General features: G+C 46.3%; 11 protein-coding genes. 4 read left to right on the forward strand and 7 right to left on the reverse strand.

Annotated features, from left to right (window positions below):
- Positions 1 to 16 precede the first annotated feature (16 nt).
- The gene (locus CXF86_RS14530) at positions 17 to 268 is read right to left on the reverse strand and encodes a hypothetical protein (protein WP_101092692.1); all 252 of its coding nucleotides are present in this window, start codon (positions 266 to 268) and stop codon (positions 17 to 19) included.
- A 173-nt stretch (positions 269 to 441) separates the two neighbouring features.
- Here CXF86_RS14530 and CXF86_RS14535 point away from each other — a divergent pair, with 173 nt between their 5' ends.
- The 3 genes from CXF86_RS14535 to CXF86_RS14545 all read left to right on the forward strand — a co-directional run bounded on the left by CXF86_RS14535 (position 442) and on the right by CXF86_RS14545 (position 4,722).
- Complete coding sequence (locus tag CXF86_RS14535; protein ID WP_102039332.1) at positions 442 to 2,751, forward strand: penicillin acylase family protein; 2,310 nt, start codon at positions 442 to 444, stop codon at positions 2,749 to 2,751.
- Between the two features lie 298 nt (positions 2,752 to 3,049).
- Positions 3,050 to 3,550, forward strand: a complete 501-nt coding sequence (locus tag CXF86_RS14540) for a hypothetical protein (RefSeq protein WP_102039333.1) — start codon at positions 3,050 to 3,052, stop codon at positions 3,548 to 3,550.
- 203 nt (positions 3,551 to 3,753) lie between these two features.
- Positions 3,754 to 4,722, forward strand: a complete 969-nt coding sequence (locus CXF86_RS14545) for a lipid A deacylase LpxR family protein (RefSeq protein WP_102039334.1) — start codon at positions 3,754 to 3,756, stop codon at positions 4,720 to 4,722.
- Here the strand turns inward: CXF86_RS14545 and CXF86_RS14550 are convergent.
- Complete coding sequence (locus tag CXF86_RS14550; RefSeq protein ID WP_145992391.1) at positions 4,706 to 6,331, reverse strand: sensor domain-containing diguanylate cyclase; 1,626 nt, start codon at positions 6,329 to 6,331, stop codon at positions 4,706 to 4,708. The two genes, CXF86_RS14545 and CXF86_RS14550, sit on opposite strands and share 17 nt — an antisense overlap.
- Before the next feature lie 309 nt (positions 6,332 to 6,640).
- Here CXF86_RS14550 and CXF86_RS14560 point away from each other — a divergent pair, with 309 nt between their 5' ends.
- Complete coding sequence (locus CXF86_RS14560) at positions 6,641 to 7,207, forward strand: GNAT family N-acetyltransferase (RefSeq protein WP_102039337.1); 567 nt, start codon at positions 6,641 to 6,643, stop codon at positions 7,205 to 7,207.
- 146 nt (positions 7,208 to 7,353) lie between these two features.
- On the opposite strand, the gene pfaD is transcribed toward CXF86_RS14560, so the two are convergent.
- From pfaD to CXF86_RS14585, 5 genes are all read right to left on the reverse strand, one after another.
- Complete coding sequence (pfaD, locus tag CXF86_RS14565; RefSeq protein ID WP_102039338.1) at positions 7,354 to 8,982, reverse strand: eicosapentaenoate synthase subunit PfaD; 1,629 nt, start codon at positions 8,980 to 8,982, stop codon at positions 7,354 to 7,356.
- A gap of 216 nt (positions 8,983 to 9,198) precedes the next feature.
- Entirely contained in the window at positions 9,199 to 15,084 is a 5,886-nt protein-coding gene (pfaC, locus tag CXF86_RS14570) for an eicosapentaenoate synthase subunit PfaC (RefSeq protein ID WP_102039339.1), read from the reverse strand.
- Positions 15,084 to 17,441 (reverse strand): PfaB family protein, encoded by a 2,358-nt coding sequence (locus CXF86_RS14575; protein ID WP_308303186.1) that lies wholly within the window; start codon positions 17,439 to 17,441, stop codon positions 15,084 to 15,086. Before CXF86_RS14575 ends, pfaC begins: the two co-directional genes overlap by 1 nt.
- Positions 17,441 to 25,723, reverse strand: a complete 8,283-nt coding sequence (locus CXF86_RS14580; protein WP_102039340.1) for a type I polyketide synthase — start codon at positions 25,721 to 25,723, stop codon at positions 17,441 to 17,443. The genes CXF86_RS14575 and CXF86_RS14580 overlap by 1 nt, the downstream gene beginning before the upstream one ends.
- A complete protein-coding gene (locus CXF86_RS14585) occupies positions 25,723 to 26,589 on the reverse strand; it encodes a helix-turn-helix domain-containing protein (protein ID WP_102039341.1) in 867 nt (288 codons plus the stop codon). Before CXF86_RS14585 ends, CXF86_RS14580 begins: the two co-directional genes overlap by 1 nt.
- Between the last annotated feature and the right edge of the window lie 301 nt (positions 26,590 to 26,890).

A 26,890-nucleotide genomic window follows, 5' to 3' on the forward strand; every position in this document is an offset into this window, starting at 1 on the left:
GTTATCTCAACATCGGCTATTTCATGGTGACCTTACCGCCAACAAATTTATAGGCCGGGGCGCCGCGGACGAGGGTGTCTCTGGCAAACACTTGCCCGCATTGAGGGCATGTACAGGGTGCGTTGGTATAATCGGTCACAATACGCTCTTTGAAGCATTTGACTAATGCACCTTTGCCCCCTTTTCGGTACTTATATAGTAGCACTCGACACTTAGCGCAGAATATCTCAACGGTTTGTGTCGGTCCTTTTTTATTTGGTTTTGCCATTAGTCATCTTTACAGTTTGCCCTTGTAGACAATTCTGCCATATCGAGCGATAAATGCAGCTACTTATTCGGTTTTTAATAGAAGGTTAGACTAATTTCAAATGGGTGTTTAACAAATCTGTAACCCAGTTTATGATGATCCATATACAGGAGTGCTATCACTACAGGAACGTAATGAAAAAAATAATAAAAATAACAGCAGTTAGTTTGCTTTCTATCGTGTTTATCGCCGCCGTAGGCGTTTATCTATTACTCTTTATGAGCTTACCAAAGCTGGATGCATCCATAGAAAGTGATGCCGTAAGTGATAATGTCAGTATTGAAAGAGACCGGTTAGGCACCGCAGTGGTCACGGCCAGCCATCGCCAAGATGCAGCCTACGGCTTAGGATATGCTCATGGGCAAGATCGCTTTTTTCAAATGGACCTCTTAAGACGTAATTCTGCTGGAGAACTATCAGAAATCTTTGGGGAAAAGGCACTTGAGTTAGACAAACGTCACCGTTTTCACCAATTAAGAAAGCGCGCCAATAACATTTTAAAAACGTTGCCAGAAGCGCACATCAAGACCTTAACCACTTATGCTCGAGGCGTGAATGACGCCGTTGCTGCTCAATCTATGAATGCTTTCGAGTATCTTGTGACAGGCGCGAATCCTCGTCCATGGGAGCCTGCGGATAGTTTACTGGTGATCTACAGTATGTACCTTGATTTGCAAGGAAATACGATTAAACGAGATTTGACGCTTACTCATATACAGTCGATATTTGGCGCTGAAATGGTGGCGTTTATTATTCAACCCAGCCAATATCAGGCGCCACTAGATGGCAGCTTAATCAGCTTAGCACCACCGTCTATCCCTCAGCTTTCGCCATTATATATCAGTCAGGCACTGCCAAAAGAGATTGCTGAACCGCTGGATATCGGCAGTAACAACTGGGCAGTAACTGGTGAGTTGACCCAAAATGGCAATGCCATGTTATCCGATGATATGCACCTGTCTTTTGCTGTGCCTATCATTTGGTATCGTGCTCAGCTTAATTATCAGCATAACGGTGAAGATATTAGTATTACCGGTGTTTCACTTCCAGGCGCTCCAGCGATTGTGGTTGGCAGTAATGGCCATGTGGCATGGGGTTTTACCAATGCCTATATTGATACCGCAGACTGGATTGAAATTGATGATGATACCGAACTGACCTTTGAAGATGAAGAGATAAGACTGCCTGATTCAGCGGTTGATTATAAGATCCCTATGTCTCGATTTGGCCCGGTAAAGCAGGTGTCTGAAAAGCGTTATGCACTCTCTTGGGTAGGGCATCAGGATTACGCTGTCGATATGTCACTCGTCGAGCTCGATAGCATCAAAGATGTGCAACAAGGCATCGCCATTGCTAGTAATATGGGCATTCCAGTGCAAAATATGATGCTAGTTGATACCGCTGGTAACGCAGCATGGAAGCCAGCTGGCGCTTTTCCATCAAGAACGAATCCCAGTGAGGTTGCAATAGCCGAGTCTGACTATCAAGCTGATAACTGGCTTATCGATCAAGTGGATTTACCTGAGGTTATTAATCCTGATACTCATCGGTTGTGGTCTGGAAACTCGCGTGTGGTGTCGACCAAGCAACACAAAGAGTTAGGCAATGGGGGTTACGCTCTTGGTGCTCGTAGTACGCAAATTCGAGACCGACTTTTTGCTGGAAAAGATTTTACTGTCGATGATTTTTACCAACTACAATTGGATAATGAAGCACGATTCTTACAGCCTTGGCAGCAACAGCTAATCACGGTGTTAAGTACTAAGCCCCAGCGTTTCGCTAAAGATATTGTTTATCTAAACAATTGGAAAGCATGTGCTTGTAGTGACTCAGTGGGTTACACCTTAGTCAGGCAATATAGACAACAGCTTATAGATACTACCTTTGCCCCTCTCGAAACTCAGTTGGCGCTTTCTTCGCTAAGTTTATCGCCAGTTAAACGCGACCTAGAGCCTGCCATGTGGCAATTAATCAACGCACAACCAAAATTTTGGTTGCCGGCAAAACACTCAAGTTGGTCAGAGTATATGCTCAATGTATATCAAGAGAGTAAACAACAACTGTTGGCCAAACATAGTCAAGACGACAATATGGATGACTTAGCATGGGGAAGTGTTAACGAGCTAAAGATACAGCACCCATTTTCGAAACAGATCCCGATATTAAGCACGCTGTTAGATATGCCTACCGTCACCGGATTTGGTGATAGCTATATGCCGGCTGTTCAAGGAGCTTCATTCGGTGCATCTCAGCGTTTTATTGTTCAGCCAGGTGATGAAGCTAATGGAGTATTAGCGATTCCAGGGGGGCAGTCTGGCCACCCATTATCAGACTTTTATAGGGCTGGTTTTACCGAGTATGCTGCTCAGCAACAGACGCCTTTATTGCCAAGCAGGCGACTGCATCGAATAGAGATTAATGCAAAAGAGGTAAGTATTAATTGATGCATTAGGCTCATTCAATAAAGGTACTTTAGTGCCTTTATCTTCTGCTCAGCGGTTATCAATATGAGTTCGATAAATTGGTGATAAATAAAAGGTGAAGATATAACGCTGACTATTTACTCGCTAACAGCACATGTGGTGGCATATATGCTCTTAGTTGTATCATTGTGCCAAAATAAACATCTATTTCATTGCGTTATATCTAATCTCTTATTTTTGACGTCAGGTTTAATACTAAACATAATGTTTGGTATTTGTTAATATGCGATACAAATAATTACATCTGAATGAAAACTCAATGATTACGGCTAAATATATTGGTGTTGTCTTAGGGCTACTCAGTTTATCAGCATGTCAAAAAGGCCTGACTTTTGAGATCGCCCTCGCAGCTGAAACAACCCGTTATAGTGAAGATACACAACAAGAGTCTGTTGCATGTGATATTGGTATCTATGCCATTAATGAAATGGACTTTGGGGTTAAAATTGCCCCAGAGTTGACTATTTTTACCGACAATGAACAGTACACCATGAAGATAAAGTCATGGGGAGATGACTGGGATTACTTAATAGGCAAAGATGGCGATCAAGCCAGCAGGCAAGGTTTGTGTTTTAAAGAAATTAATCAAAAGTCATTTGGTTGCGATGAAGTACTTTCGGCACTGAGAAATAAACAGTACAAATTAACACTCAATCGGTGTGAAAAACTGGACCAATCGCCGCTTGATTGCGAGATTGATGTTGAGCTTGCAAATGGAGGCATTCGATTTAAAAAAGATGAGGAATTGACTCAACTCTAATTTGCCTCTCAATATATCTATTTATAAATATATCAACTTTTCCATTTTTGAGATTAATAACATGCAATGCTGTTTTATTCATTTCCAGCTTTAACCATCGTCATCTATAATCCTTTTACGTCCTCATTCAATCTGTAAAGTGTGTGCTAAAACCTATTATCTCATTTATTGTTCTGACTCTTTCCTTTTTTACCTGTTCAGCTATGGCTGCCGAAGATGACCTTCGTCAAAACAGCTGGGGACAATTCATCTTTGAAAATGATGCTTTCGGTGTGCTAGAACCCACTGATGATGGCTACAGCAATGGTGTTGGTTATGCATGGGGAAAGGCGCCTATCGCTAACTTTGACGATATTGATATGCCAGATTGGGTGCGATGGGCTAGCGATTGGACCTATATTAACCAAGCTGATAGAGGTCAATACACTTTAAGCTATGCCATTTTACAGGGGATGTTTACCCCATCAGACTTAGAAGATCGCCAACTCATCCCTGATGATAGACCGTACGCTGGAGTACTACTTTGGCAGGTCAAATTACGCCAATTTGAGGATAATGTTGCGACCAGTATACTGCTTGATGTCGGTGTGGTTGGCCCAGCTTCATTAGCGGAACAAACGCAAAGTATCATCCACGGTATGATTAGTGCTAAAGATCCACAAGGGTGGGACAATCAAATTGATAATGAGCCTGTTTTTCGTGTCCAATCTGAGTATTTATATCGTTTTGCTCAATTAGCACTATCAAACCGTGTGGCAACTGACGTGAGCTTTTACACTCAGGCCGGAATAGGTAATTTACGCAGCGATGCGGGCTTTGGATTAACGTTTAGAGTCGGCAGTGGGCTTGATGAAACCTACGCCAGTATTAACCCTACCGCATCTCATAGCGCCAATCCTTATGCCTATATGTCTGATCGAGGGTTTAACTGGATGTTGTTTATGTCAGCTTACGGTCGTTACGTGCTGAATGACATCACCATCGATGGTAATACTTTTAAAGATAGCCACTCTGTGGAACTCATCCATGAACAAGGTCAGCTTAGCATGGGATTTTCCATGCGCTGGGGAAGTTGGGGGATTTTATTCTCTACGCTTCGAGGGAGTCAGCAATATGAAGGGCAAATACCCGATACTAACTATGGCGCGGCTAGTATTAGTTATCATTATTAGCCGTAATGGTCACTTTATAATACTGGTTCCTTCCACTTTTCTTGGCTTGGTAAAGCGCTTTGTCTGCCATTTCAGTGATCTGTTTTCCGCTAATAAAGGTCTCTGCACAGTATGACTCTACTCGCGCCGGTAAGACTTGGCATACCCCAAAACTCACAGTGACATAATCTGCCACATCAGAGCTTGGATGAGGTAAGGCTAAGGTTTGCAGTGATTCTAAAATGCTTGCTAGCTTACGTTCAAGCGGAGCGAATGGAATATCACTGTAGAGCATTATAAATTCTTCTCCGCCAAAGCGTGCGCACATATCCTCAGCACGTTGAAAATGTTGCTCCAATAAAGCGGCCACGGTTTTAAGTGCTTCATCACCCGCAACGTGCCCTAATGTATCGTTATATCTTTTAAAATAATCGATATCAGCCAGTATCAGTGTGAAGCCAATGTTCTGCCGTCTTAATAATTGAATCTGAGCTTCTAAGTGCAGTTCAAATGCACGTCGATTAGAAATTTGCGTTAACTCATCGACATAAACTTGCTGACTCAATAATGTATTTTGCCTCTGCACTGTGCTCATAAGTGCATTGAAGTGAAATGATATCTTTCTTAACTCCGTAATAATGTAGTTTTTAGGCAGTTCTTTGTAACGTTGCTTCTTGTCCATGGCTTTAACATGTTTTGCAAGGCGTTGAATTGGGCCAATAATGAACCCAGCAAGCAGCAGATAGACGGTGATTACCAGCACTATCATCGCCAGTACTAAGCTGAGCATACCAAGGCCCCAAATGGAGGGAGTTTGGCTATTGGTATGATATAAGGTGATTTTAAGGATCGGCTCCCCATTAGTATTGCGGATTAATCTTTGAGTGAAAGGGGCTATTTTAGTCAGTTTCACTGCGGCGTTCCAATCTTTGAGCCCGTCAATGTCTATATTACTGTTGACTGGCGTTATACGTACTGGCGTTATACGTACTGGCGTTGCTGTAAACAGTGATATCTCATCGATTAGCTCTTGGTTAATGAGGCGGATAAATACCAGAAAACCATTAGAGGCTACACTTTTGTCAGAAAGTAAAATAGGGGTAGAACTGTAGAATGCAGCCCCTGATTGGGTGGAGATAACGCCCGTTTTAGGGATGACTTTTTTGCCATTATAGGGGGTGTCGATTAACACCCTATTTTCAGGGGCATCCTCAAAGTTATGCAAGTTAAAACTGAGATCGTGTTTGTTTTTATGGTGATAACCTTTTGAGTATAAGAGCTTGGATTGGTTGTTGAAAATAAATACACCGTCAATTTCTAATCTGATGAATGTATCATTGAGATAGTTTTCAATTAAGTAACGCTGACTGTGCGGCGAATTAGGTTGCTGCACAAATTCATAGGTCTCATCCCAAGCGGCATAATCATAATTTAGGGTGACCATGGGCTTATTAATTCGATTAATAGCAAAAACCAAGCTATTTAACTCTCGTTCAGACAGCTTGAGCATGGTGGCTTCAAGTTGTGGGATCTGAATGAAAATGCGATAGCTGAGGATCACCGCAGTGAATAACACGACGATGAACGTAAATACCCTAACTTGAAGTTGATTGAAACTTAGAGTTCTCAAAATCTCTTAGGTGCCTCTATAAACAGTACTTTTAGTCGCGTGTACTGGCGAGAATTTGAGTTAATTGTAGCAGTGGCTAGATAATTCGCTTGGTCTTTGGTGAGGTAAGTTGTTGTAAATGTATTACCATTAATACGTTTGATGTATTCCGCAATTGGATTTAAACTCACTATTTTTATTTTGTTAAGGCTTATAAAATCAAGCATAGGGAGTAAAGGGATTGTCATTTGACACTATTTCGATTGATTTGTCCTTTAGCCGCAAGTACTTTATTAGTTTTGAAGAGTGGCTTAGTTTGAAAGGATTATTATGTTTACAGTGGAAGTTGAAGACAACTTTGTTCTCTCTTTAGTCGAAAATTCATTTGCAGTAAAGTACTTCGATATTGTATCAGAGCAGCGAGAATACTTAGGTCAGTGGTTAGCCTGGCCAGCACTTGCGAATAATGAAGCATTCTTTGCCAATTTTATTAAGCAGTCTCTGCATGATTATGCTGATGGTAAGTCGCTTGTGTGTGCCATGGTATTAGCGGGTGAGCTTGTCGGTAATATTAGCTTTCACAACATCGATACGCAGCTTAAAAAGGTAGAAATTGGCTATTGGCTTAGCTGCGAGCACCAAGGAAAAGGACTGGTGAGTAAGTCGGTGACAAAAATGATTGAAATTGCCTTTACCGAACTGCAGATGGAGAAGATTGAAATCTTTGTCGCGATTGATAATAATGCCAGCAGAAAAGTGTGTCATCGCTTAGGCTTTGATCTTGAGGGTGTAATTACTAGTGCTGAGCAGCTAAATGGCCGCATGTATGATCATGCTGCATATGCTTTGAGCCGCAGCGATTGGTTGGGAGCAAAGTCATACTCAGTTGATGGTTAGCTTTTTGTTTGCAAGTTTTAATTACTGCTGATCTCTTTAGCACTATAAAAAACAATAAAAAACCATCGAATCTCTCCGATGGTTTTATTCTTATCTAGCATCTAGCATCTAGCATCTAGCATCTAGCACCTAAGCTATTTTGGTTATTAAGCCATACGCTGTGTTGGTTTCCAGCGTAGCAACTGAGTTGGCAACTTAACGCCTTGCGAGGTTAAGTTGTTGACGCGGTTAAGGTACGCAGCGCCATACATGAGGTGCTTAGCCACATCGACGGCATTACGGTCTTGGTAGTCATCTAAATAGCTGCCTTTAGCCCATTGGTTGAAAGCGCCTAATGCAGGACCGGCCCAAATTTGGTAGTCCATTTCACGGCCGACTTCACCTGAATTTGACCAGCGGCTAGAAAGCCCCAAATACCAGCGGAAGATGAGTGCCATCTTACGCTTAGGGTTACCTTCGGCGCGCTCAATCTGCTTAGGATCACGCTCGTTAAAGTGTGCCACTGTACCTGCCCAGATCTCATCTAGACTTGAGCGGAAAACTTGTTTTTCAAGCTTCTCACGCTCAGCTGCTGGAATCGCTTCGATAGAGTCATAACGGGTGTAGAGCTCATACAGCTTGTTCGCACGCATTGGGAACAAGGTACCGCGCTTAACCACTTGCAGTTTTACGCCCATCTCGAACATGTCAGCGGCCGGCGCCATAGTCACATCGGCCATCTCAGTGGTCGAAAGCAACTTACGGGTATGTTCACTGGCACCAGCTTCTACGCAAGCTTGGTTGACTGAACCGGTAACGATATAAGCCGCGCCCATGTTAAAGGTTGCTAGCGCTGCATCGGGAGTACCCACGCCGCCGCCACAGCCGACGCGAATGGGTATTGGGTACTGGTACTTATCTTGAATTTCTTCTTTAAGCGCCAAAATAGTAGGTAACAGTGTCACTAATGGACGGTTATCGGTATGACCGCCGGAGTCGGCTTCTGCAGTGATGTCATCTGCCATAGGCACAGTGAGTGCCAGTTGCATCTGCTCAGCGGTGATTGAACCATCATCGACCAATTTTTGCAGCATTTTAGCTGGCGCTGGCATCATGAATTTTTCAGCCACTTCAGTACGGCTCACTTTGGCAATTACCTTGTTAGCGATAACTACATTGCCATGGCTATCTCGGCTAAGACCCGCAGCGCGGTAATAGACGATTTGTGGTGTCAGGCCTAAAAAGGCCGACGCTTCAACGGTGCGCACTTTATGCTTTAAAAATAGCTCAACGCTGCCACGCTCTAACGCTGGCTCACTTGGGCTATGAATAAGGTTAAACATGTAAGGGCCGTTTGGCAGCGCTTTTTGAATGCGGTTGATGGCCGCTTCTACGCGGCTAGGGATTAGGCCTGCTGCGCCAAACGAGCAAAGGATACCCGCGTTGCCGAGTGCGATAACGAGCTCTTCTGACGAAATACCATTAGCCATTGCACCGGCGTAATAAGCATACTTTACACCGTGAACGCGGCGGAAATTGCTATCACCTAAGCTTTCAGTGCCAAGGGCGGGAGTGAATGCTGCGACAGGCAGTGCGTTGCTGTTAGCGGCGTGCTCGGAGACTAGGTCGGCAGTCTGAGCTATACCAAAGCCTTTATCACTATGATTGACTACGTAGCAGCCACGGCTAAAGTCTTTTAGCTGTTGCTCCATCACGGTGGCATCAAAGCTGATGTTGGACTCATTTACAGCCCAAGGCCACGGAGATAGCATTTCGTTTGTTGTCGTAGGATTCATTATATTTAAGACCCTTAATTATTTGGCTTTTATCTTTGGCGCTATGCGCTCAAGGTAAATTTTTCTTGTTCAATCTCTATCTATTGAGCGTTCAATGAATTGAGTTAGGACGTAGATATTTTTGCTCAATTTCCCGAAAAAAGCGCGCAGCCTATATTTATAGGTGAGCACTTTTGACACAGAAATTGAGAAAAATAGCCAGTCATTTACTCAAGTTCAAAGGGCTTCTTCGATACTGATGGCAATATCAAACACTTCATAAATACGCAGGCCATCTTTACTTAGGCTGGCATTACCGGTGATGACCTTCTTGCCATCTTTGTCATCTTCGACTGAAGTGATGCTGACATCCATAGACATCTGCTTGTTTAATGGATTGATCTGACCACGATACTTCCATTTGATGTTCGACAAAATTTGGCCAAACTTTGGATTTTTAAAGCCTGCACCCAAGTCCTTGCTAATCGCATAAGTTTGCATGGTTTCGATAATCGCTTCAACACCTAGTGAGCCTGGCATCACTGGATCTTGATGGAAGTGGAACTGGAAGAACCAATCACTTGGGTCAATCGTGCGCTCAGCATACAGATAACCTAAACCTGCAGTGCCGCCGTTATCAACAATCTCGACACTGTCGATAAAGTTAAGCTGGCCACCGGCCAAACGGTAATGCGGTTGGCTTGCTGGCGCATTAAAGTGACGAGCACCTTTGTCCAATAAGTTGACTGTGGTGTCTGCGGCAATGCCTTTCGCCACATGCCAAGGTTGAGTCACTTTACCATTATCTAGACCAAGCTGATCTTTCAGCGCCTCACCTTTAAAGTAACCAAATACCGCGGTGCCGCGATAGAAAGGTTCACCGTCGGTACTGAGCTCGAAGCTGAAGCTTTGGATGATGTTGGTGCCGGCCATTACCGTAGAAAGTAAGCGTGAGTCATTGCGAATAGTTTTACCGCGTAAATCCACTTCACGCAGCAATTCACCTGCGCCATCAAGGTTACGGAAAAACAGCTCAAGTCCTGGGAAGCCTAATGTGGTGCCCATGTAACCTGAAATAAAGCCGTTAGGTTGCAGTGAAATTTCCATCAATATCGAGTATGGCATGGTGGATGCGTGGTTATTCTTGTCGAAATACCACGCGTCGCTTGGCACTTCGTACTCAGCGATACACGATGAAGGCTTTTTAAATTCGCCGCGCTTACCGTTAACTTCAATAACACGCGTGGTGACTTGCAAATCGCCACACGGAGTACGTGGTGGGATCATGCCGCGGTAGATTGAAAACTCTGGGCCGAAGCAGTTTTCGATGTTACCCGTAGCAAATTCAAACATGTGATACGGCGTAAACGGCACGGTATCAGGCACACGGTTTGGATAGTCCGGCGTGATAGGCGCTTCGACGTGTGAAATTGGAATAACGCCTTTGTTCGGTGCTTTGCTCAAATCAGGGATTTGCGCCATTAGCGGGGCGTTAACTGATGCTGGTTGGTAGCCTTGCTTAGTAGATGCACTCGGTGTTTGTTTCTCTGCCGTGCGCTCTAAAAGAGGATAGCGAACACATTCGTCTTCCTCTTTTATCATCACGCCTAGATTTTGAAAATCAACCACGGCTTTGCCGTTAAGCAATATGTCGATATTGGCTTTGGCATACGGGCGAGGGCTAAAACCGATTTCAGTGATTTCCATGCGGTAAGTCAGTACGCCAGATTGTGGCAATACCTGTCCGCGACAACGCACTTGCTGTGATGCATTTTCAAGTGGTTGGAAACGACCGTTTTGCGTTTGAGTGTGCATACCTAGGTGCAGCATATAGAACTGCAATAGTTGACCACAACCTTCAGCCATAAGAGAGCCTGCCATCACTTGGTCACCTTGGAAATGACAAGGGAAGTACCAATGGTTTGCTTCTAGTTGCTTATGGCCTTCAATAAGCCCTAAACCCCAAGTGCCGCCATTGCGGTCAATCTTGCTCACTTGTTCGATCATCAAGAACTTCTCTGATGCGAAGCAAAGTGACGGTTGAGCTGCCCCTTGATGACTAGGACCAAAACAGCCTTCGATATCTGCGCTGAGAAGTTTATGGATCTCAGGGTAGCTAAAGCTGGTTTTAGGACAATCAAGCAATGGGTTAAAGGTTTTCTTGACCACTAAGCTACGGGCTTTAACTTCGTCTTCAGTGCGAATAACACCTTTGCCGTCAGCCAGTTCTTCATCAGTGAAGAAGCCAGCACAACCACCGTCCATTTTAAGGATCATGGTGTCGCCAACAAAACACTCGTAAGAGAAGAAGAACAACAGTGTTTCGCCGTTACGGGCATAGTTGTTGATCTTAATATCGTAACGCAAGGTGTCGCCGCCACGTGGCAAATCGCCAAGGAAGGTCAGGGTACAATCAAGTAGGCGATAAACACGCTCACCTTTGTTCTCAAAGTCGATACCCAAATAGCTGATCAACATTAAGTCACATTGGCCAGACTCTACTGCAACAGCCCATGGGATCTGGCCATCAACTAAGTAAGGTGCATCCACAGGGATGTCGTATTCAGTGGTCATTGAGCAAGGCTTGTACTCGTTCATGGTGGCATCAAGTTTGGTGACACGTGATACCAACAGGTAATCTGTGGTGGGTAGGCGAACGCGACGCGAATAACTGTCGATAATGGCGTAATCACGACCAAATACATTACCGATATCGCCTTCTGCATATTCCACAAGGTCGGCGTAGTTCCAGATACAAGGTTTAAGCGCAGGATTCGGTGCAATATAAGGCGCGACGTTGGCATGGTCCGGCGCAATGACAGCGACGTTAGCAGCGCTTACTGGCATAGCTTGTATAGTGGCTGGTGCGGTTAACACGGGTGCCGGTGCTGATACGATTGCTTGGCCGGTAACTTGTGCTAGTTGCTGCTTTAATAGTGCATCGGCAACCTGCATTCCTGCTGAGCGACTTTTCAGAAAGGCGAGATGTGCTTGCTGCGCTAATTGCTGATTCTGTTGAAACGCAGCTAAGTCACCTGCTGATACGTCAATTGCAGTGGCTGTATTGCTTACTTGACCAGGGTTCATTTTAGTAGGTTTAACTTGAGTCGTCATAGATAAAGTGCCTAATGCTTGAGCCGAAACTGCAGCCGTTACTGGAACGGGGGCAGTTGTTGTACTCATAGGTAAGGTAGATTGCTGAGCTGTCTGTTGCGCTCTGGCAATAATAGGTTTGATTGGCAGCTGATTTACGCTAGAAGCGCTACCATTGGCAAATTTGTTCTGAATCGAGCTTAGAGCAGCTAACGGCGCATCATAAATATGCTGATAAATGTCACGACCCCCCAAGGTCACTTGTTTTATCAGCTGATGTTTGGCGTCTGATTTTAGCTCGCTGGCTAAACGTGCACGCAGCGCTTGTTGCTCGATATCGCTCTGGCTTAGCAGCAGCTGAGAAACTTGGTTCTCGCTCACGTTGGTCACTATCGCTTTGCTATTAGACACTTTCGTGCGCGAAACCGTTAATAACCCGTGCAGCAAACTTGCCATACCGGCAGCGGCAAAGCAGTGGCCAACACGGCTATCTGCGCTGGTGGCCATCGCATTAGGAAACGCTGCGCTAAGCGAGTGGCTTGCTGTCTCGGTTGTTATGCTGCCTGGCGCAATGTTGGTTTCAAGCACATTAATACCGCTGCTATTGGTTGCCGCTTGGCTTAAAAGGGTATTGGTAACACTTGATAGTTGCTGGGTATTACCAAATGCCAATGCATCAATTTGACCATAGGCACGGCCAGAGGTGCTTTCATCTTTAACCAAGACAACCGCACCTGCACCTTCACCGACATTCCAACTGTTACCAGTACTTGTATTAGTATTGGGCGTTATGGCCACTGGAGCGATACTGTTCTTTAAGATCACTTGCTCAAAACTGCCCGACAAGTCCACAGCCGCAATCACCACAGCATCGAGGTTGTCTTCTGCAATCAGATTTTGCGCCACATCAATACAGCGGCTGACTGACTGCTCTGCTGCCGAGATGGTAAAGGCGGGACCATTAAAGTCCCACAGCGATGACACGCGAGATGCCATAATGTTGCCAATAAAGCTGGTGTACTGATTCAGTTTTGCTGCATCCAGTACGCTGTCCATTGCAATCGCTTCGAGTGCTTGATACTCATCTGCCGTTAAGTTCACGCCCATCGCCGCAAGGCTTTGCTGCAGCTGAGTGTGCAAGTTAACGCGGCCACGGAACTGATGCAGTTCAAGCTCGGTTTCCATCGCGACTAATACAGCCACCTTCTGGCCCGGTTGTAGCTTGGCATCACGAATGGCTTCGTCGGTGACGCGCATCAACATCAGTTGTTGCGAGATCAAGCGATCATCTTCATTCGGTGGCAGTTTAAAGCGTAAGAAGTCCAGTTCGAAATTATCAATATAAGCGCCTTTTGGCGCGGCGTTGAGGCCAAACTGAGCCAATAATTCAGGGTGCTTTTCTAGGCCTTTCCAACGTTTAGTTGGCAGGGTAATAAAGGCATCGCTATTAGTCGCAATGGCGGCATCCAGCTGATTAATATTGCTCAGAGGGCCAAAGTGCGAGCTTAGCCCGACAATTTTAAGTGGCGCTGGTGCCGCAGGTGCAAGTGCCGCTTTTAGCTTGGGAGCATCTGCGGAGCTTGGCGTATAAGATTCAAGTAACAGGTGCGCGTTGCAACCACCAAAACCAAATACCGACACACCAGCATGACGGGTTTTAACCCCTGCTATCGTATTGCTGGCTTTATCTGGCCAACCTTGGACTAAGCTTGGCAGTGTGGCTTTACCAAATAACTTATTAGGTGATGCAATCGCATCGCTAATGTTAATGCTTGGCGGCAATAAACCCTCTTTCATGGCAAAGATCATCTTCATGATCCCTGGCATTCCTGCCGCGGTGAGCAAATGGCCTAGGTTGGATTTTGCTGAACCGATAAGCGGCGCGCTCGACCCTTGCAGCTTGTCTTCAAAAAAGGTCTCCATTGAGGTGAGCTCTATTTTGTCCCCAAGCGGCGTTCCGGTGGCATGACATTCAATCACTTCAATGTCTTTTGGTTCTATATCACTGGCAGCAAAGGCACGCTCGAAGGCTTTTACCTGACCTTTAGGGTTCGGGCTCAGTACAAACTGGCCTTTACCGTCATTCGATAAACCGACACCACTGACTACGGCGTAGATTTTATCGTTGTCACGCTCGGCATCTTCAAGACGCTTAAGCACTAATACGCCAGCACCTTCACCGGCGAACAAGCCTTTACTATCACCGTCAAATGGCACTGATACGCCATGATCTGGGTAAGCATGGAAGATTGAGAATCCCATATTGATGAAGAAGGGATCTGCGCCGGAAACTGCGCCCGCCAGCATCACATCTGCTTTGCCCGTGCTTAAGTAATCACAGGCAAGTTTGAGTGAGTAAACTGAGCTGGCACAAGCGGCATCAAGACTGAGCTGGGTGCTGCCAAGGCCTAATGCATCGGCAACCACTTTAGAAGTGTTGTGGGCAATTGCGCCGTTAGCACTTTCAAGCGTGGCTTCGTTATTGGCTCTGGCAGTGTCTGCATTGGTCGGGCTGAGCTTAAAGTTGTTGCTGGCTAATTTATCTTGCAGCGCTTTTTCTACTGCGCTGTGATAAATCGGTAAAAACAGGTCATTTGAGCGCTCTGTCGGAAATGACAATGCGCCCATGATAACGCCTGTACGGCTGAGTAATTCATTGTTATCAAGTGAAATGCCAGCATCTTCAAGGGCTTTACGACTGGTGTCGAGTGCCCATAAAAAACTATGGTCTAAGCCTTCTAAGCTATCAGCAGATAGCTTATAACCGGCTGAGTCAAAGCTGAAGTTTTCAATGTAGCCGCCTTTATCACAATAAAAACGGTCTGACTGGCCTTGCACACCTTGGTAGTCAGCGCTGTTTGCACCTAACTTTGTATCGGTCAAGGTGCTGCGAGAATCTCGCTTATCGAGTAAGTTCTGCCAAAACTGCTGTGGGGTATTAGCATCTGGGTACAGAGTGGCTAAACCGACGATGGCAATCTTGCTTTGCTTGCTCGAAACGTGGTTAGAAGTGTTGTCTGTTACAGACATTAGACTTCCCCTTTGAGTGATGTAGTGTCATAGGACGAAGCGACAGCATTGCTGCGGTCTTGTTGGCCTTGGCCAGTGCTATTCGGTCGTTGCTTGCTCAATAAGGTGGTGCGGGCTATCTCGCGCACTAGTCCATCAATAAGCGGTGTGACTGACATTGGCACGCCATGGCTAATCAGTTGCCCTAGTGCTTTAATTAAGTTGACGGCATCGCTGCTGCCTTTTGCATTCATTGGCACAGTGCAGCAAGGTGCGTTTTCAAGCAGTGCTGCAGCGCTTGCATCCTGACTATCTTGCTTAGCAATCTTGTCAATTAAGGTGCAGTTTTGCCTGTCTGCCCCAAGTTCAACAAATAGCTTTGCACCTTGACGTTGGGCGCTATGGATAAGCGCGGTAAAGTCCAAGGTATGACAAAAGGTGTCGGCAATCGATTGGGCGACAAGCTGACTATCGAGTTGATTGCCTACTTGATTGCTAGAGTTATTAATCGCTTGATGGCGTGGCTCACTACCACAGAGGTTTGCTGCGCTAATGAATTTAATATCATTGGGCAGTTCGTCTCGAAGCGGTTGCTGATAAAAGCTAACCACATTGTGATGCTCCACCATTGCTGGGGGAGTATGCATGGCGGTGACTCGATTAGCAGCAATGCCACGTTTACCCAGTGCAGACAGTAACGCTCTACATTGGCTTTCGCAGCCAGCGATGACGCAAGTATCGCCTTGGATGATCGCAATATAGGCGCGCGGGTAATCGACTAACAAAGCTTTGATAGGTGCTGCTGGGCTGCGAACCACAAAACTATTCCAGACAATGTCCGGCTCATTATTGCCCAGTTGCCATGCTTGTCTAACAGCGGTTAATTTACCTGAAATCACCGAGGTAAAGAGAGCATCTTTTTGGGTTTTGCTGATCAACTCATGGGGATTTCTCCACACCCCAAGACTGGCCCACATCGACGCTTCACCCATAGAATAACCCAGCGCAAAGTCTGGACGAACCTTAAATTCATCGGTTAATAGCTGCGTTAGAATATAACTGCTGCCAACACCTGCAATGGCTAAATCACCTAAGTCCATCGCGGCAGCATGCTTGGGATCTAAATGATAGATCTGCTCTGCTTGCAGCATAGATTTTAGATCGCCTTCACGTTCAAGCTTGGCGTATAACGCTGGAAAGTATTGATGCAGTTCACTTAACATGTCAGCGTAAACAGTACCAACACCAGGGTAGACAAAGGCGAGGCCAGCCTCGGCTTGATTACCCAGCGCATGAGCGGTGAAGTAGCTGCCGCTTGGGGTTTTGTACTGTGTCTGCTCGGTAATGGTTTTAGCCACTGCCGCCTTTAATGCACTCAGTTCAAACTGCATAGCGGCAACAGAGCTGGCATTGAGTACGGCACAAAGCTGAGCTTTAGTCCCCGCAGTGGCGTACTGTTGTAAATTATTGACCATCGCTTGCAACACGCTGGTATCACTATTTTCAGAATGCCTTGTGTTAGCAGAGCGCCCTGAATGTTCAGCTGCCAATGATTCAAGTTCTGCCGCTAACGTGGTAATCGCAAGGCTTAATTCTGCTTGATTGTCACCACACACGATAAACTGCAAACGCTGATGATTAAGCAAAGATTTAGCCGCGATAAAACCAGTGCCTTGAGCTATCACAAAGCTAACCGATTGCGGACCATTGTTAAAGCTAATGGCAGCAACGCGGGCTTGATGATGCTCGGTAAACCAATAATGGCTTCTGGCTTGCTTTGGGCTTAATGCTACGCTGTTATTAAGCTCGTTACGAAAGTGAGTGCGACTGGCAAGTTGGCTAATAAGTTGATGCACCGCAGCGAACTGCGCTTTGCTATCAAGGTCATTATGTTGCTCAAGCTTACTTAAATGTGCGCCGTCACGCTTTGCCTGCGCGAGTGCACTAGTCAAGCTACTATCTGCAGTGTTGTTGCTGTTGGTATTAGCTCGCTGCATGGCAGTGAGCTGTGCGTGTGGATGTATTCTAAGTTGGGCCGCTTTCAACGCAGGCATCATTAATAACGCATGCTCGGTTGTGTTTAGCTGTACTAATTTACCATCTTCAATGGCGCTAATTGTGCGGTCTAACTGTTTTTCAAAACTAGCGTCTTTAAAGTCATCGACAGTGATTTTCACAATGCTGTCGACTAACGAAACGCCTTTTGTAGAACCTAGCCCTGAGCTGTTCACATCAGTGCGGTTAAGTTCTGGCAGCAATGCGGCCAGTTCATCATTGTCTAGCTCTATTGATGGCAGCACCAAAAGTGCGATGCGCAGTGGCATCGCAATTTTGTCGTTCGCTGACTCAGTTGCCGGGCTTAGTGGTTTAGTGGTCACTATTTAGCCTCGCCAAGCGTGTTGTCATGAGCGAGCGTGCTGTTATGAACAAGTATGCTGTCATTCGAAAGAGTTGAATGGGCGATAAACGCATCATTCAGACTTTTACTAATGGTCACTTTTGCGGCGGTCATCTTAGCGCTTAACTCACCATTTTCATGGTACAAAGCCACGTTAGCCGCTAGCGAACGAGCGCTGGTTTTAACCACGTCTAACTTAATAAAGCCGCGCTCACCAAATGCCATTGGACTGTTGACCACAAACTCACCAATAGATGAGGGCAGGCTAGCCGCGCCGTGTTTAAGTCTGGCCCAGACTAACATCGCTTGCAGTAACAAATCTTCAGCAAAGGGCTGGCAACCACCGACATGTGATTGTGCAACAAACTGACCGCAGTCATTAGCATCAACCTCAGCGAGTTTCACTGTGGTGATTAAACTGTTGTCATCAAATTGCGTCACTGTGTCAATGCCCTGCAAACGCGGACCATGAAACAAGGTTCCGTTGGCATACAGGGTTGCCGCAGTGGTTACAGCTTGGCTTGCATCTAGCGCATACATAGCCGGTGTTAGCGGCTCAGTGCGGACCGATGCATCGTCAAAGTCGCTGTTACTGTTGGCCATTAGTGTCGCTTTATATTGCGGGCGACCTTGGCTGCTGATGAGGGCGCTAAGCGTCTTGCCATCATCAGATGGGGTTAACGCTAACGTCATCTCTTGCGGCGCTAAGTCGTCAAATACAATGCCTTTTAGTAATTTGTAATCAATCACCTTTACGCAAGTACCTAACATTTCACTTGCCGCTTCGCGCATCCATTGGATAGCACACACCGTGGGTAGCACAGGGTTACCACCAATGCGGTGGTCTTGAATAAAGACCAATGCATTGGGGTTGAGGCGACGAGTGAGTGTGACTGCAGTTAGCTGACCGTGGCCGAACTTGTTTGCATCATGCTGCGAGCGCGATGCAGTCTGCACCTCACCCGCATTAAGCTTTTTTACAGATGCAGCTCCAGTCGTAGCGTCAGCGCCTTGCATAGAGGTACCAACTAACAACTGTGCCCCCGTCTCACTGAGTAGTTGAGTCGCAAATAGTTCAGCGCCGGCTTGCAAAGGAATGACATATACACCGCGGTCGGTGAACATCTTCTTCAATGCCGCTGTGACCATGCCGCCATCCCAAGGGCCCCAGTTAAAGCTCATGACTTTAGCTTGTGGGTTGCGTGCAGTGAACTGCAGTGCTGCCTTGTTAAGGATGTCGTTAGACATGGCGTAATCACTTTGGCCAGTGTTACCGTAAAAACCTGCAGCCGATGAGAACATCGCTAGCAGTTTGATGTTACTTGGCTCAAGTGCAGCAAGCAGTGCTTTAAGGCCATTAACCTTAGTGCCGTAAACTCGGGCTAGCTCTGCCAGTGTTTTGTCTTGAATATGCTTATCAGCAAGTACGCCAGCACCATGTATTAGACCAGTTATTTCGCTTGAACGGCCTTGTAGTGCGGCGCTAATGGCGCTGGTGTCGGTGACATCCATGCTGACGTATTCAGCTGATGCGCCAACGCTAGCAAAAGCGTTTAATGCAGTGTTGATTTCAATGCTGCTCTGCACTGGCCACACTAGGGCATCAACTTGCTTTGGCGTTGGCTTTTGACCCGTTGCGATAATATGCGCAATGGCGGCAGATTTAAGCTCGCTGGTTTGCTTACCCGCAGCCCAACTTGGCAATGCTTGTAATTCACTACGACCGGCTAAGATAAAGTGAGACTGAGTGCGACGGGCTAGGGCGAGTGCACATTCGAACGTGACACCTTTAGCTCCCCCGGTCACCAGTATTTTATCTGAACTGTTTAGCTCTGCTTTCGCTGATTTATTGCTCGCTTCGCCTGCAACTAAGGTTACGCGGCTAATATCGCCGTGCTTATCTGTTGTGATACCGACTTCAGGTAAAAGGGTATTGGCATCAAAAAGCTCGTTGGTAATAGCATCTGCGAAGTGCGTTGCATCAACATCGGCGGCGATATCTAATGCGCGGCAAAAAACAGTTGGCCATTCGTGACCGAGTGTTTTAGTTAACCCTGCTAACGCGGCTTGGTTAAGCTCTGCAGTTTGTAATGTTTGAGTATTGAGGTAGCCAAAGCCGCCATCAATACGACTGACTGTCACGAAACAACGACGGGCATTGTTATCGACAGTCAGCTTTGGTTGTAACAGTTTTGCCCATAAGAACGCTTGGCTCAGGTGGTTAAAGCTTTGCTCATTAAGGTTAACAGCATCGCCTTGATTACTATCACTGGCTTCTGGCTGCAGGTGAATGAATCCACCGATTGCACCGAGTTGTTGCTCGATTTGTGCAATGACAGCGTTAATACCGACTTCGTCTGCTGATGTTGCTTGAAAGCTTGCTATATCGCTTGAAAGCGGTGAATGAGCATTGCCTTCAGGTAGTCGAACAACAGCGACTTTTAGCCCTTGTTTAACCAGTTTCTCTGCTAGTACACCTGCGTTGTGGCCATCATCTGTGATCACAACGTTTGTGTCTGCGGCGAAACAGTTTTCAATCTTGTCCGCCGCGCTAAGCTTTTTTAGCGCCACCTCGCTGTGAGGTGGTAGTTCAACACTTGGCTCTGCAGAGACTGCACTAGTTTGAGTTGCTGTAGCAGCACTATCAATTGAACTAGTTGAAAGCTCTGAGCCATTAGCGGCACTTGTAGAGAGTTTAGAGCCATCAGCCAGCTTAGAGTTCATATAGCTAACGATTTCGCCTAAGGTGCGACACTCGGCTAGATCTTCAGGGTTGAGTTCAGGCAAGCCCGGAAGCTCATCTTGTACTGTCCCTAAAATTTCAACGCGCTTGATAGAGTCGATACCAAGGTCAGCTTCCATATCCATGCTCAGTTCAAGCATTTCAGTTGGGTAGCCAGTCTTGTCGGCAACCACTGACATCATGGTGGCTTGTACTTTCTCTGCGCTCAAACCGCTAGTTGCTATTGAAGCAGCAGGTGCTTCATTAATAACGGGCGTTGCAGATGTAGAAAGCTTGCTGTTCATGTAGCTAACGATTTCGCCTAAGGTGCGACACTCAGCTAGATCTTCAGGGTTGAGTTCAGGCAAGCCCGGAAGCTCATCTTGTACTGTGCCTAAGATCTCAACGCGCTTGATAGAGTCGATACCAAGGTCAGCTTCCATATCCATGCTCAGTTCAAGCATTTCAGTTGGGTAGCCAGTCTTGTCGGCAACCACTGACATCATGGTCGCTTGTACTTTCTCAGCAGAGAGCGAGCCCTCAGCTGCATTTGTATTAGTCAGAGTCGCCGCAGCGCCAGTAACAGTAGAGCCTTCAGCGGCACTTGTTAACTTGCTGTTCATGTAGCTAACGATTTCGCCAAGAGTACGACACTCAGCTAGATCTTCTGGGTTAAGCTCAGGCAAGCTAGGTAGCTCATCTTGAACAGTTCCGAGAATTTCAACGCGTTTGATAGAGTCGATACCAAGGTCAGCTTCCATATCCATGCTCAGTTCAAGCATTTCAGTTGGGTAACCGGTCTTTTCAGCGACAACAGACATCATGGTCGCTTGTACTTTTTCTGCTGATAGGCCATTAGCTGAAACTGCAGTCACTGGTGCTTCGTTAACACTTGCTGCTGGTGAAAGCTTGCTGTTCATATAGCTAACGATTTCGCCAAGTGTACGACACTCTGCTAAATCTTCAGGGTTAAGCTCAGGCAGAGCTGGTAGCTCATCCTGCACTGTACCCAAGATCTCTACGCGCTTGATTGAGTCGATACCTAAATCGGCTTCCATATCCATTTCAAGCTCGAGCATCTCGGTAGGGTAACCGGTCTTTTCAGCGACAACAGACATCATGGTCGCTTGTACTTTTTCTGCAGATAGGCCATTAGTTACTGGAGCTACGTTCACTTGAGGAGCAACACTTGAAGAAAGTTGAGAGCCTTCAGCAGCACTTGTTGAGAGTTTGCTGTTCATGTAAGCCACGATTTCGCCAAGTGTACGACACTCAGCTAAATCTTCAGGGTTAAGCTCAGGCAGACCAGGTAGCTCATCCTGCACAGTACCCAAGATCTCAACGCGCTTGATAGAATCGATACCTAAATCGGCTTCCATATCCATTTCAAGCTCGAGCATCTCGGTAGGGTAACCGGTCTTTTCAGCAACAACAGACATCATAGTCGCTTGTACTTTTTCTGCAGAGAGTGAGCCCTCAGCGGCTTGTAAAGGTAAAGAGTCTGTGGCAATTGTTGCTGCTACTACGACTTGAGGAGTAGCAGAAAGCTTAGAGCCATCAGCCAGTTTGCTGTTCATGTAGCTAACGATTTCACCCAGTGTACGACACTCGGCTAAATCTTCTGGGCTTAGCTCTGGTAAGCTAGGTAGCTCATCCTGCACAGTACCTAGGATCTCAACACGTTTGATAGAGTCGATACCTAAATCGGCTTCCATATCCATTTCAAGTTCAAGCATCTCGGTTGGGTAACCGGTCTTTTCTGCCACAACTTCAAGCATGGTCGCTTGTACCTTCTCTGCAGAAAGAGTCGCGCTGACTGTAGGAGATACTGGTGCAGCAACAACTGGTGCGGCAACAGGTTCGATACGCGCAGTGGGTGCTGCTTGGCGCTGAACTGGCGTCGCTGTAACGTGTGGCGCATTCACTACTGGAGCAACTACAGGAGCCGCTACTCTTGGCGCAACGATTGTTGCAACAACAGGTGCTGCTAGAGCAGGTGCAAGATTTTGAGTAACAGGCGCATAAACTGGGCTGACAATCGCAGTGCCGTTAAGCATGTTAAGCGCGGCATTATTGTTGCCTGCTTGCATCTCTAAGAACTGAGTATGGCTTTGTACTGTTTGTGCTTGTAGCTGATGGAACTGCTCCATCGAACGTTGCAAACTTTCAGGTAAAGCAACACCTGCGCCAGCCAGCTTAGTTTGCTCAGTCATTAAGGTGGTAAACGTCTCACCATATTGCTGTGGAATACTAAGGAATTGCTGATGCAGCTCTGCTGCTTGTTGCTGCGCGGCAAAGAACTGCGACAATGCATCAGTGCTAACACTGACAGTTGCTGGCTGAACTCTTGCTTGTTGAACTATGGTTGGTTGTGCGGTTGCACTCACTGCGATTTGGCCATTAGGCGCTACATGCTCATTAGACATTGGTACTGCAATCTCCACGATCTTCTCTACTTCTTTTTCAATAACAGTTTGCACTTCGACGATTTTTTCAACTTCAACAATCTTTTCGACGATTTTCTCTTCGATGATGGTTGTGCTTGTAACTGTGCCAGTCTCAAGCGACTTGGCCATTTTAGCGCGAGTCGCTGGGCTAATATGGTTAGCAGCGTTCAGTGTGATATTCATCGGTGAGCGTTTAGCTGGCGCGGCAATATCAGCCTGGTATGGATCGATATTATCAAGTTGCACACCCGCAACCGCTAATTGCACTGCAGCTTGTTTAAGCTGTAGGTCACTGTCGCCCTTAGGGCTTGGGTTAACAGAGATGATGCAAAGTTCGTTTAACTTGTCGCTCAACGTACCCAGTACTAGCTTTTGCAAAATGTTCTTCGGACCAAACTCAACAAATACTCGCGCGCCAGCATCATACATAGCTTCTAGTTGCGTAGTGAAACGCACTGATTGAAGCATATGTTTCTTGAACGAGGCCTTAACCTTGGCAGCAGTATTGTCGTAGAGTGCGCCCGTTGCGTTTGAATATAACGCGCGGCTTGGCTTGGTAAACTTGGCAGTATCAATTGCTTTGGCGAAAGGCGCTTGAGCGTGACCGACAAGTTCGGTGTGGAAAGCACCCGACACTGGCAAGTTAATCGCTTTGTAACCTAACTCACTTAGTGCTTTTGCCGCGTCGCCCGTTGTGGCAGTCGGGCCGGCAATGACTGATTGTGTTGGCGCGTTATAGTTAGCCACTTTAACACCATCGAACTTAGCGATAGTGCTTTCAAGCGTGGCTAAATCATCCGCTTTATGGATGATGGCAAACATGGCGCCAGTGTCAGCTTCAACACCGTCTTTAGCCGCGGCTTTAGTTGCCATGGCATCGCCACGGGCAAAGGCGAGTTTGTAATAATCGTCAGCTGAAATAACGCCAGCAGCACATAATGCGCTTAGCTCTCCAAAGCTGTGACCCGCAACCATATCGGCATTAAAACCAGCTGCAGTAAATAGTGCGTATTGACCCATTGAAACAGCGCCGATAGCGCTTTGCGCATTAGCGGTATTAGTCAATACCGCTTCTTGTGTCTTCACATCATCTTTATTAAAGACAGGTTTTGGATACAAGATTTGCGATAGAGGTGTTTTGTCGTTGGCGGCAAACACTTTATCAGCAGTCACTAATTGCTGACGCATCTCTGGGTAGTAACAAGCGAGATCGCGTCCCATGTTGAGGTACTGCGAACCTTGACCAGCGAACAATGCAGCGACTTTGCCTGAGGCTTTGTTTGCAGCATCGACAATGGCGCTAGCACGGTAGCTGATGCCACCCGGTAGTTGCCAATGAGTGTCATCACTATTTGATAGCTTAGCGACGGCCTGCTTAATAAAGGTGGTTAATTCTGCAGCGTTATTGGCGACAAGGCCGATACGCGGTGCGTTGGCGGCGAGCTCACGTACTGCGAAGTTTTCAGCAGCATCTTTAAGGTTAAAGGCAGATTCAGCGCTTAAGGCTGCTAATGCATTCAGTTCTTTGATGAGTGCATCTTTGCTTTGAGCACTGACTAGGAAGCTTTGCGCCACTTGGCGTTGGCGATATTTTGCTTTTTCGCTGTCGATACGGCTATGTTCTGGTTTGTACTCTTCTAATACAAAGTGGAAGTTAGTACCACCAAAACCAAATGAGCTAATACCCGCACGGCGCGGCGTACCATCGACACGTGGTAACCAAGGGCGTGTTTCAGTATTGAGATAGAAAGGCGAGTTTTCGATATCAAGCTTTGGACTCGGCTGGCTAACGTTAATCGTTGCTGGCAATACTTTATGGTGTAGTGCTAAAGCCGCTTTAATCAGTCCAGCGGTACCCGCGGTTGATTTAGTGTGGCCAATCTGTGATTTCACTGAGCCAAGAGCAATGTGCTGCTTGGTGTCATCGCCTTCACTGAAGACTGAACACAGACCGGCAAATTCTGCGGCGTCACCTGCGGCAGTACCTGTTCCGTGCGCTTCGATAAGCCCTAACGTGTGCGGTGCAAAACCAGCATCGTCATAAGCGCGGTTAAGCGCTTTTGCTTGACCTTCAGGGCGTGGTGCATAGATAGATTTAAACTTACCATCTGATGAAGACCCCATGCCTTTAATGACCGAGTAAATTCGGTCGCCATCGCGCTCAGCATCTTCAAGACGCTTCAACGCGATCATGCCGATACCTTCACCAATCATCATCCCTTTTGAATCAATATCAAATGGCTGAATCGTTTCGTTAGTGGTGAATGCAGGCGTCTTTGAAAAACTCATGTACATAGAAGGCGAGTTGTCGGTACAGACGCCGCCAGTGATCATCATCTCTGAGCGACCTTCAACAAGTTCACTAAGCGCCATACGCATAGCGGCTAAAGAGCCTGCACATGCAGCGTCAACCACGCAGTTCATACCACCGAAATCGAAACGGTTAGCAATTCGGCCGGCAATCACGTTACCGAGTGAACCTGGGAAAGAGTTCTCTTCCCAATGTACATATTGGTCTTGGAACTTTTTGATCAGCATTTCGCTGTCTTCGTCGCTAATGCCACTGTTGGCAAATACTTTCTTAAGCACAGGATATTGTAGACGCGCTGTTAAGCTGTGGCTGATTTTTTGTCCGCCACCCACGCCTAGCGTAATACCTATTTTGTCTCTGTCGTAACCTTCAGGCAGGTTAGCATCGGCAAGGACCTCTTTTGCGACAATCAAAGACAGTAGCTGTGATGAGTCAGTCAGTTCTAGGATATTTGGCGGCAGGCCAAACTCCATAGGGTTGAAGTCGACATCGGGTAAAAAGCCACCGCGCTTACAGTAGCTTTTATCTGGCGTGCTTTTATTGCTATCGAAGTAATCTTCTTTCTTCCAGTGGGTGTCTGGCAACTCGGTGATAGCATCAATTTTTTCGCTGATAAGATCCCAAAACTTGTTGAGATAACGCGAGTTAGCAAAAATGCTCGCCATACCAACAATTGCCACTGGCATGTCTTTTAAACGTTTATTTAAGCGAATATCAGCTTGCGAGTCTTGTGCTTGCTCTGGTGTAGCTGATGATTGTTCAGGTTTAGAGGTCTGGCTCATTATGAGTCTCCAGTGGATGCTTGTTTTTCAGGCATCTTATTGTTTGTTTTGGGCTTGTCTTTTGAGGTGCGGCGATTTGGCGTCGCACCAGGAAAGCGCTGTATAAAACTTTGATAGTTACTGACAAGTAACTTTCGTAAATGGAACGGCCCATGTTTAAGCACATAGGCCATGTATCTGTTGGTTGCTTGGGTATTACCATCTTGGTAGATGTCGAGGTAGATCCAGTCACTATGAGGATCGACGCCAAGCAAGATTGAGCTGGGTTGTTGTTCGGTTAATTGTGGTGGGATAGTCAAAGAGACCACTTGCACCACATTTTCTGCATCAGGGCTTGGCAACGCTAAAGTCTGCGCTAGCGTTTCATAATGCAAGGTATAGGTTTTTACATCACTGCCTTGGGTGATCGGCAGCTGATTAAAATAGCGCATAGGTACATGCGGGCTTTTTATATCGCCCACACGGGAGACCCCGTAGCGCTTTAAGCAGCGCGCCAGTCCTGAGCGAGAAACATTAGGGTTAATAAATTTCTGCGTGGCTGTCAGTAATCTATCGAGTGGCATTTTCAGCTGATATCTTAATCCAACAACAACATATTCCTGTAGCGGCGTTAGCGTCGTGTTGAGATGGTGCGGTGTATTAGGCGTGTTTTCTATTGAATCACGCTTACGCCACTTTCGAACTGTAGCTTCACTGATATTCAACACTTTTGAAAGTTGACTGACACTGAGGTCTGACTCTTGGATGAATCGACGCATCTCTGGTGTCGTGGTGGCATTGCTGTGCCGAGTTTCAGTGCTACTTTGCGTACGCTTATTCGAATTAGTGCTTTCCGAACTTACACTTTCATTAACTTGCTCAGCCATCAATTTAGCGGTATCCGTTAATAATCTACTGGGACTTGATTACGTTTTCGTGACGAGTAAACTTCGCGAGAGTTCACCGTACATCGTAATTTAATCGGTATAATTTGACTACTGGATGAGCAGACTACCTCAGGTTTCAGGGCAATACAATCACCTGGGACTTAATAATTACAGATACGACCAGATTCAGCGAACACTTGTAAGTTAAAGTGTTATTTTGTGTACCAAGTAACGTAAATGGGTTAAAGAGTGACCTAGGTCAAATATTGTACTTTGTTACACGTTTATACTTGGTGTTAAC

Origin of the sequence: Shewanella sp. GutCb (genome assembly GCF_002836135.1) — a bacterium.
Classification (GTDB): domain Bacteria; phylum Pseudomonadota; class Gammaproteobacteria; order Enterobacterales; family Shewanellaceae; genus Shewanella.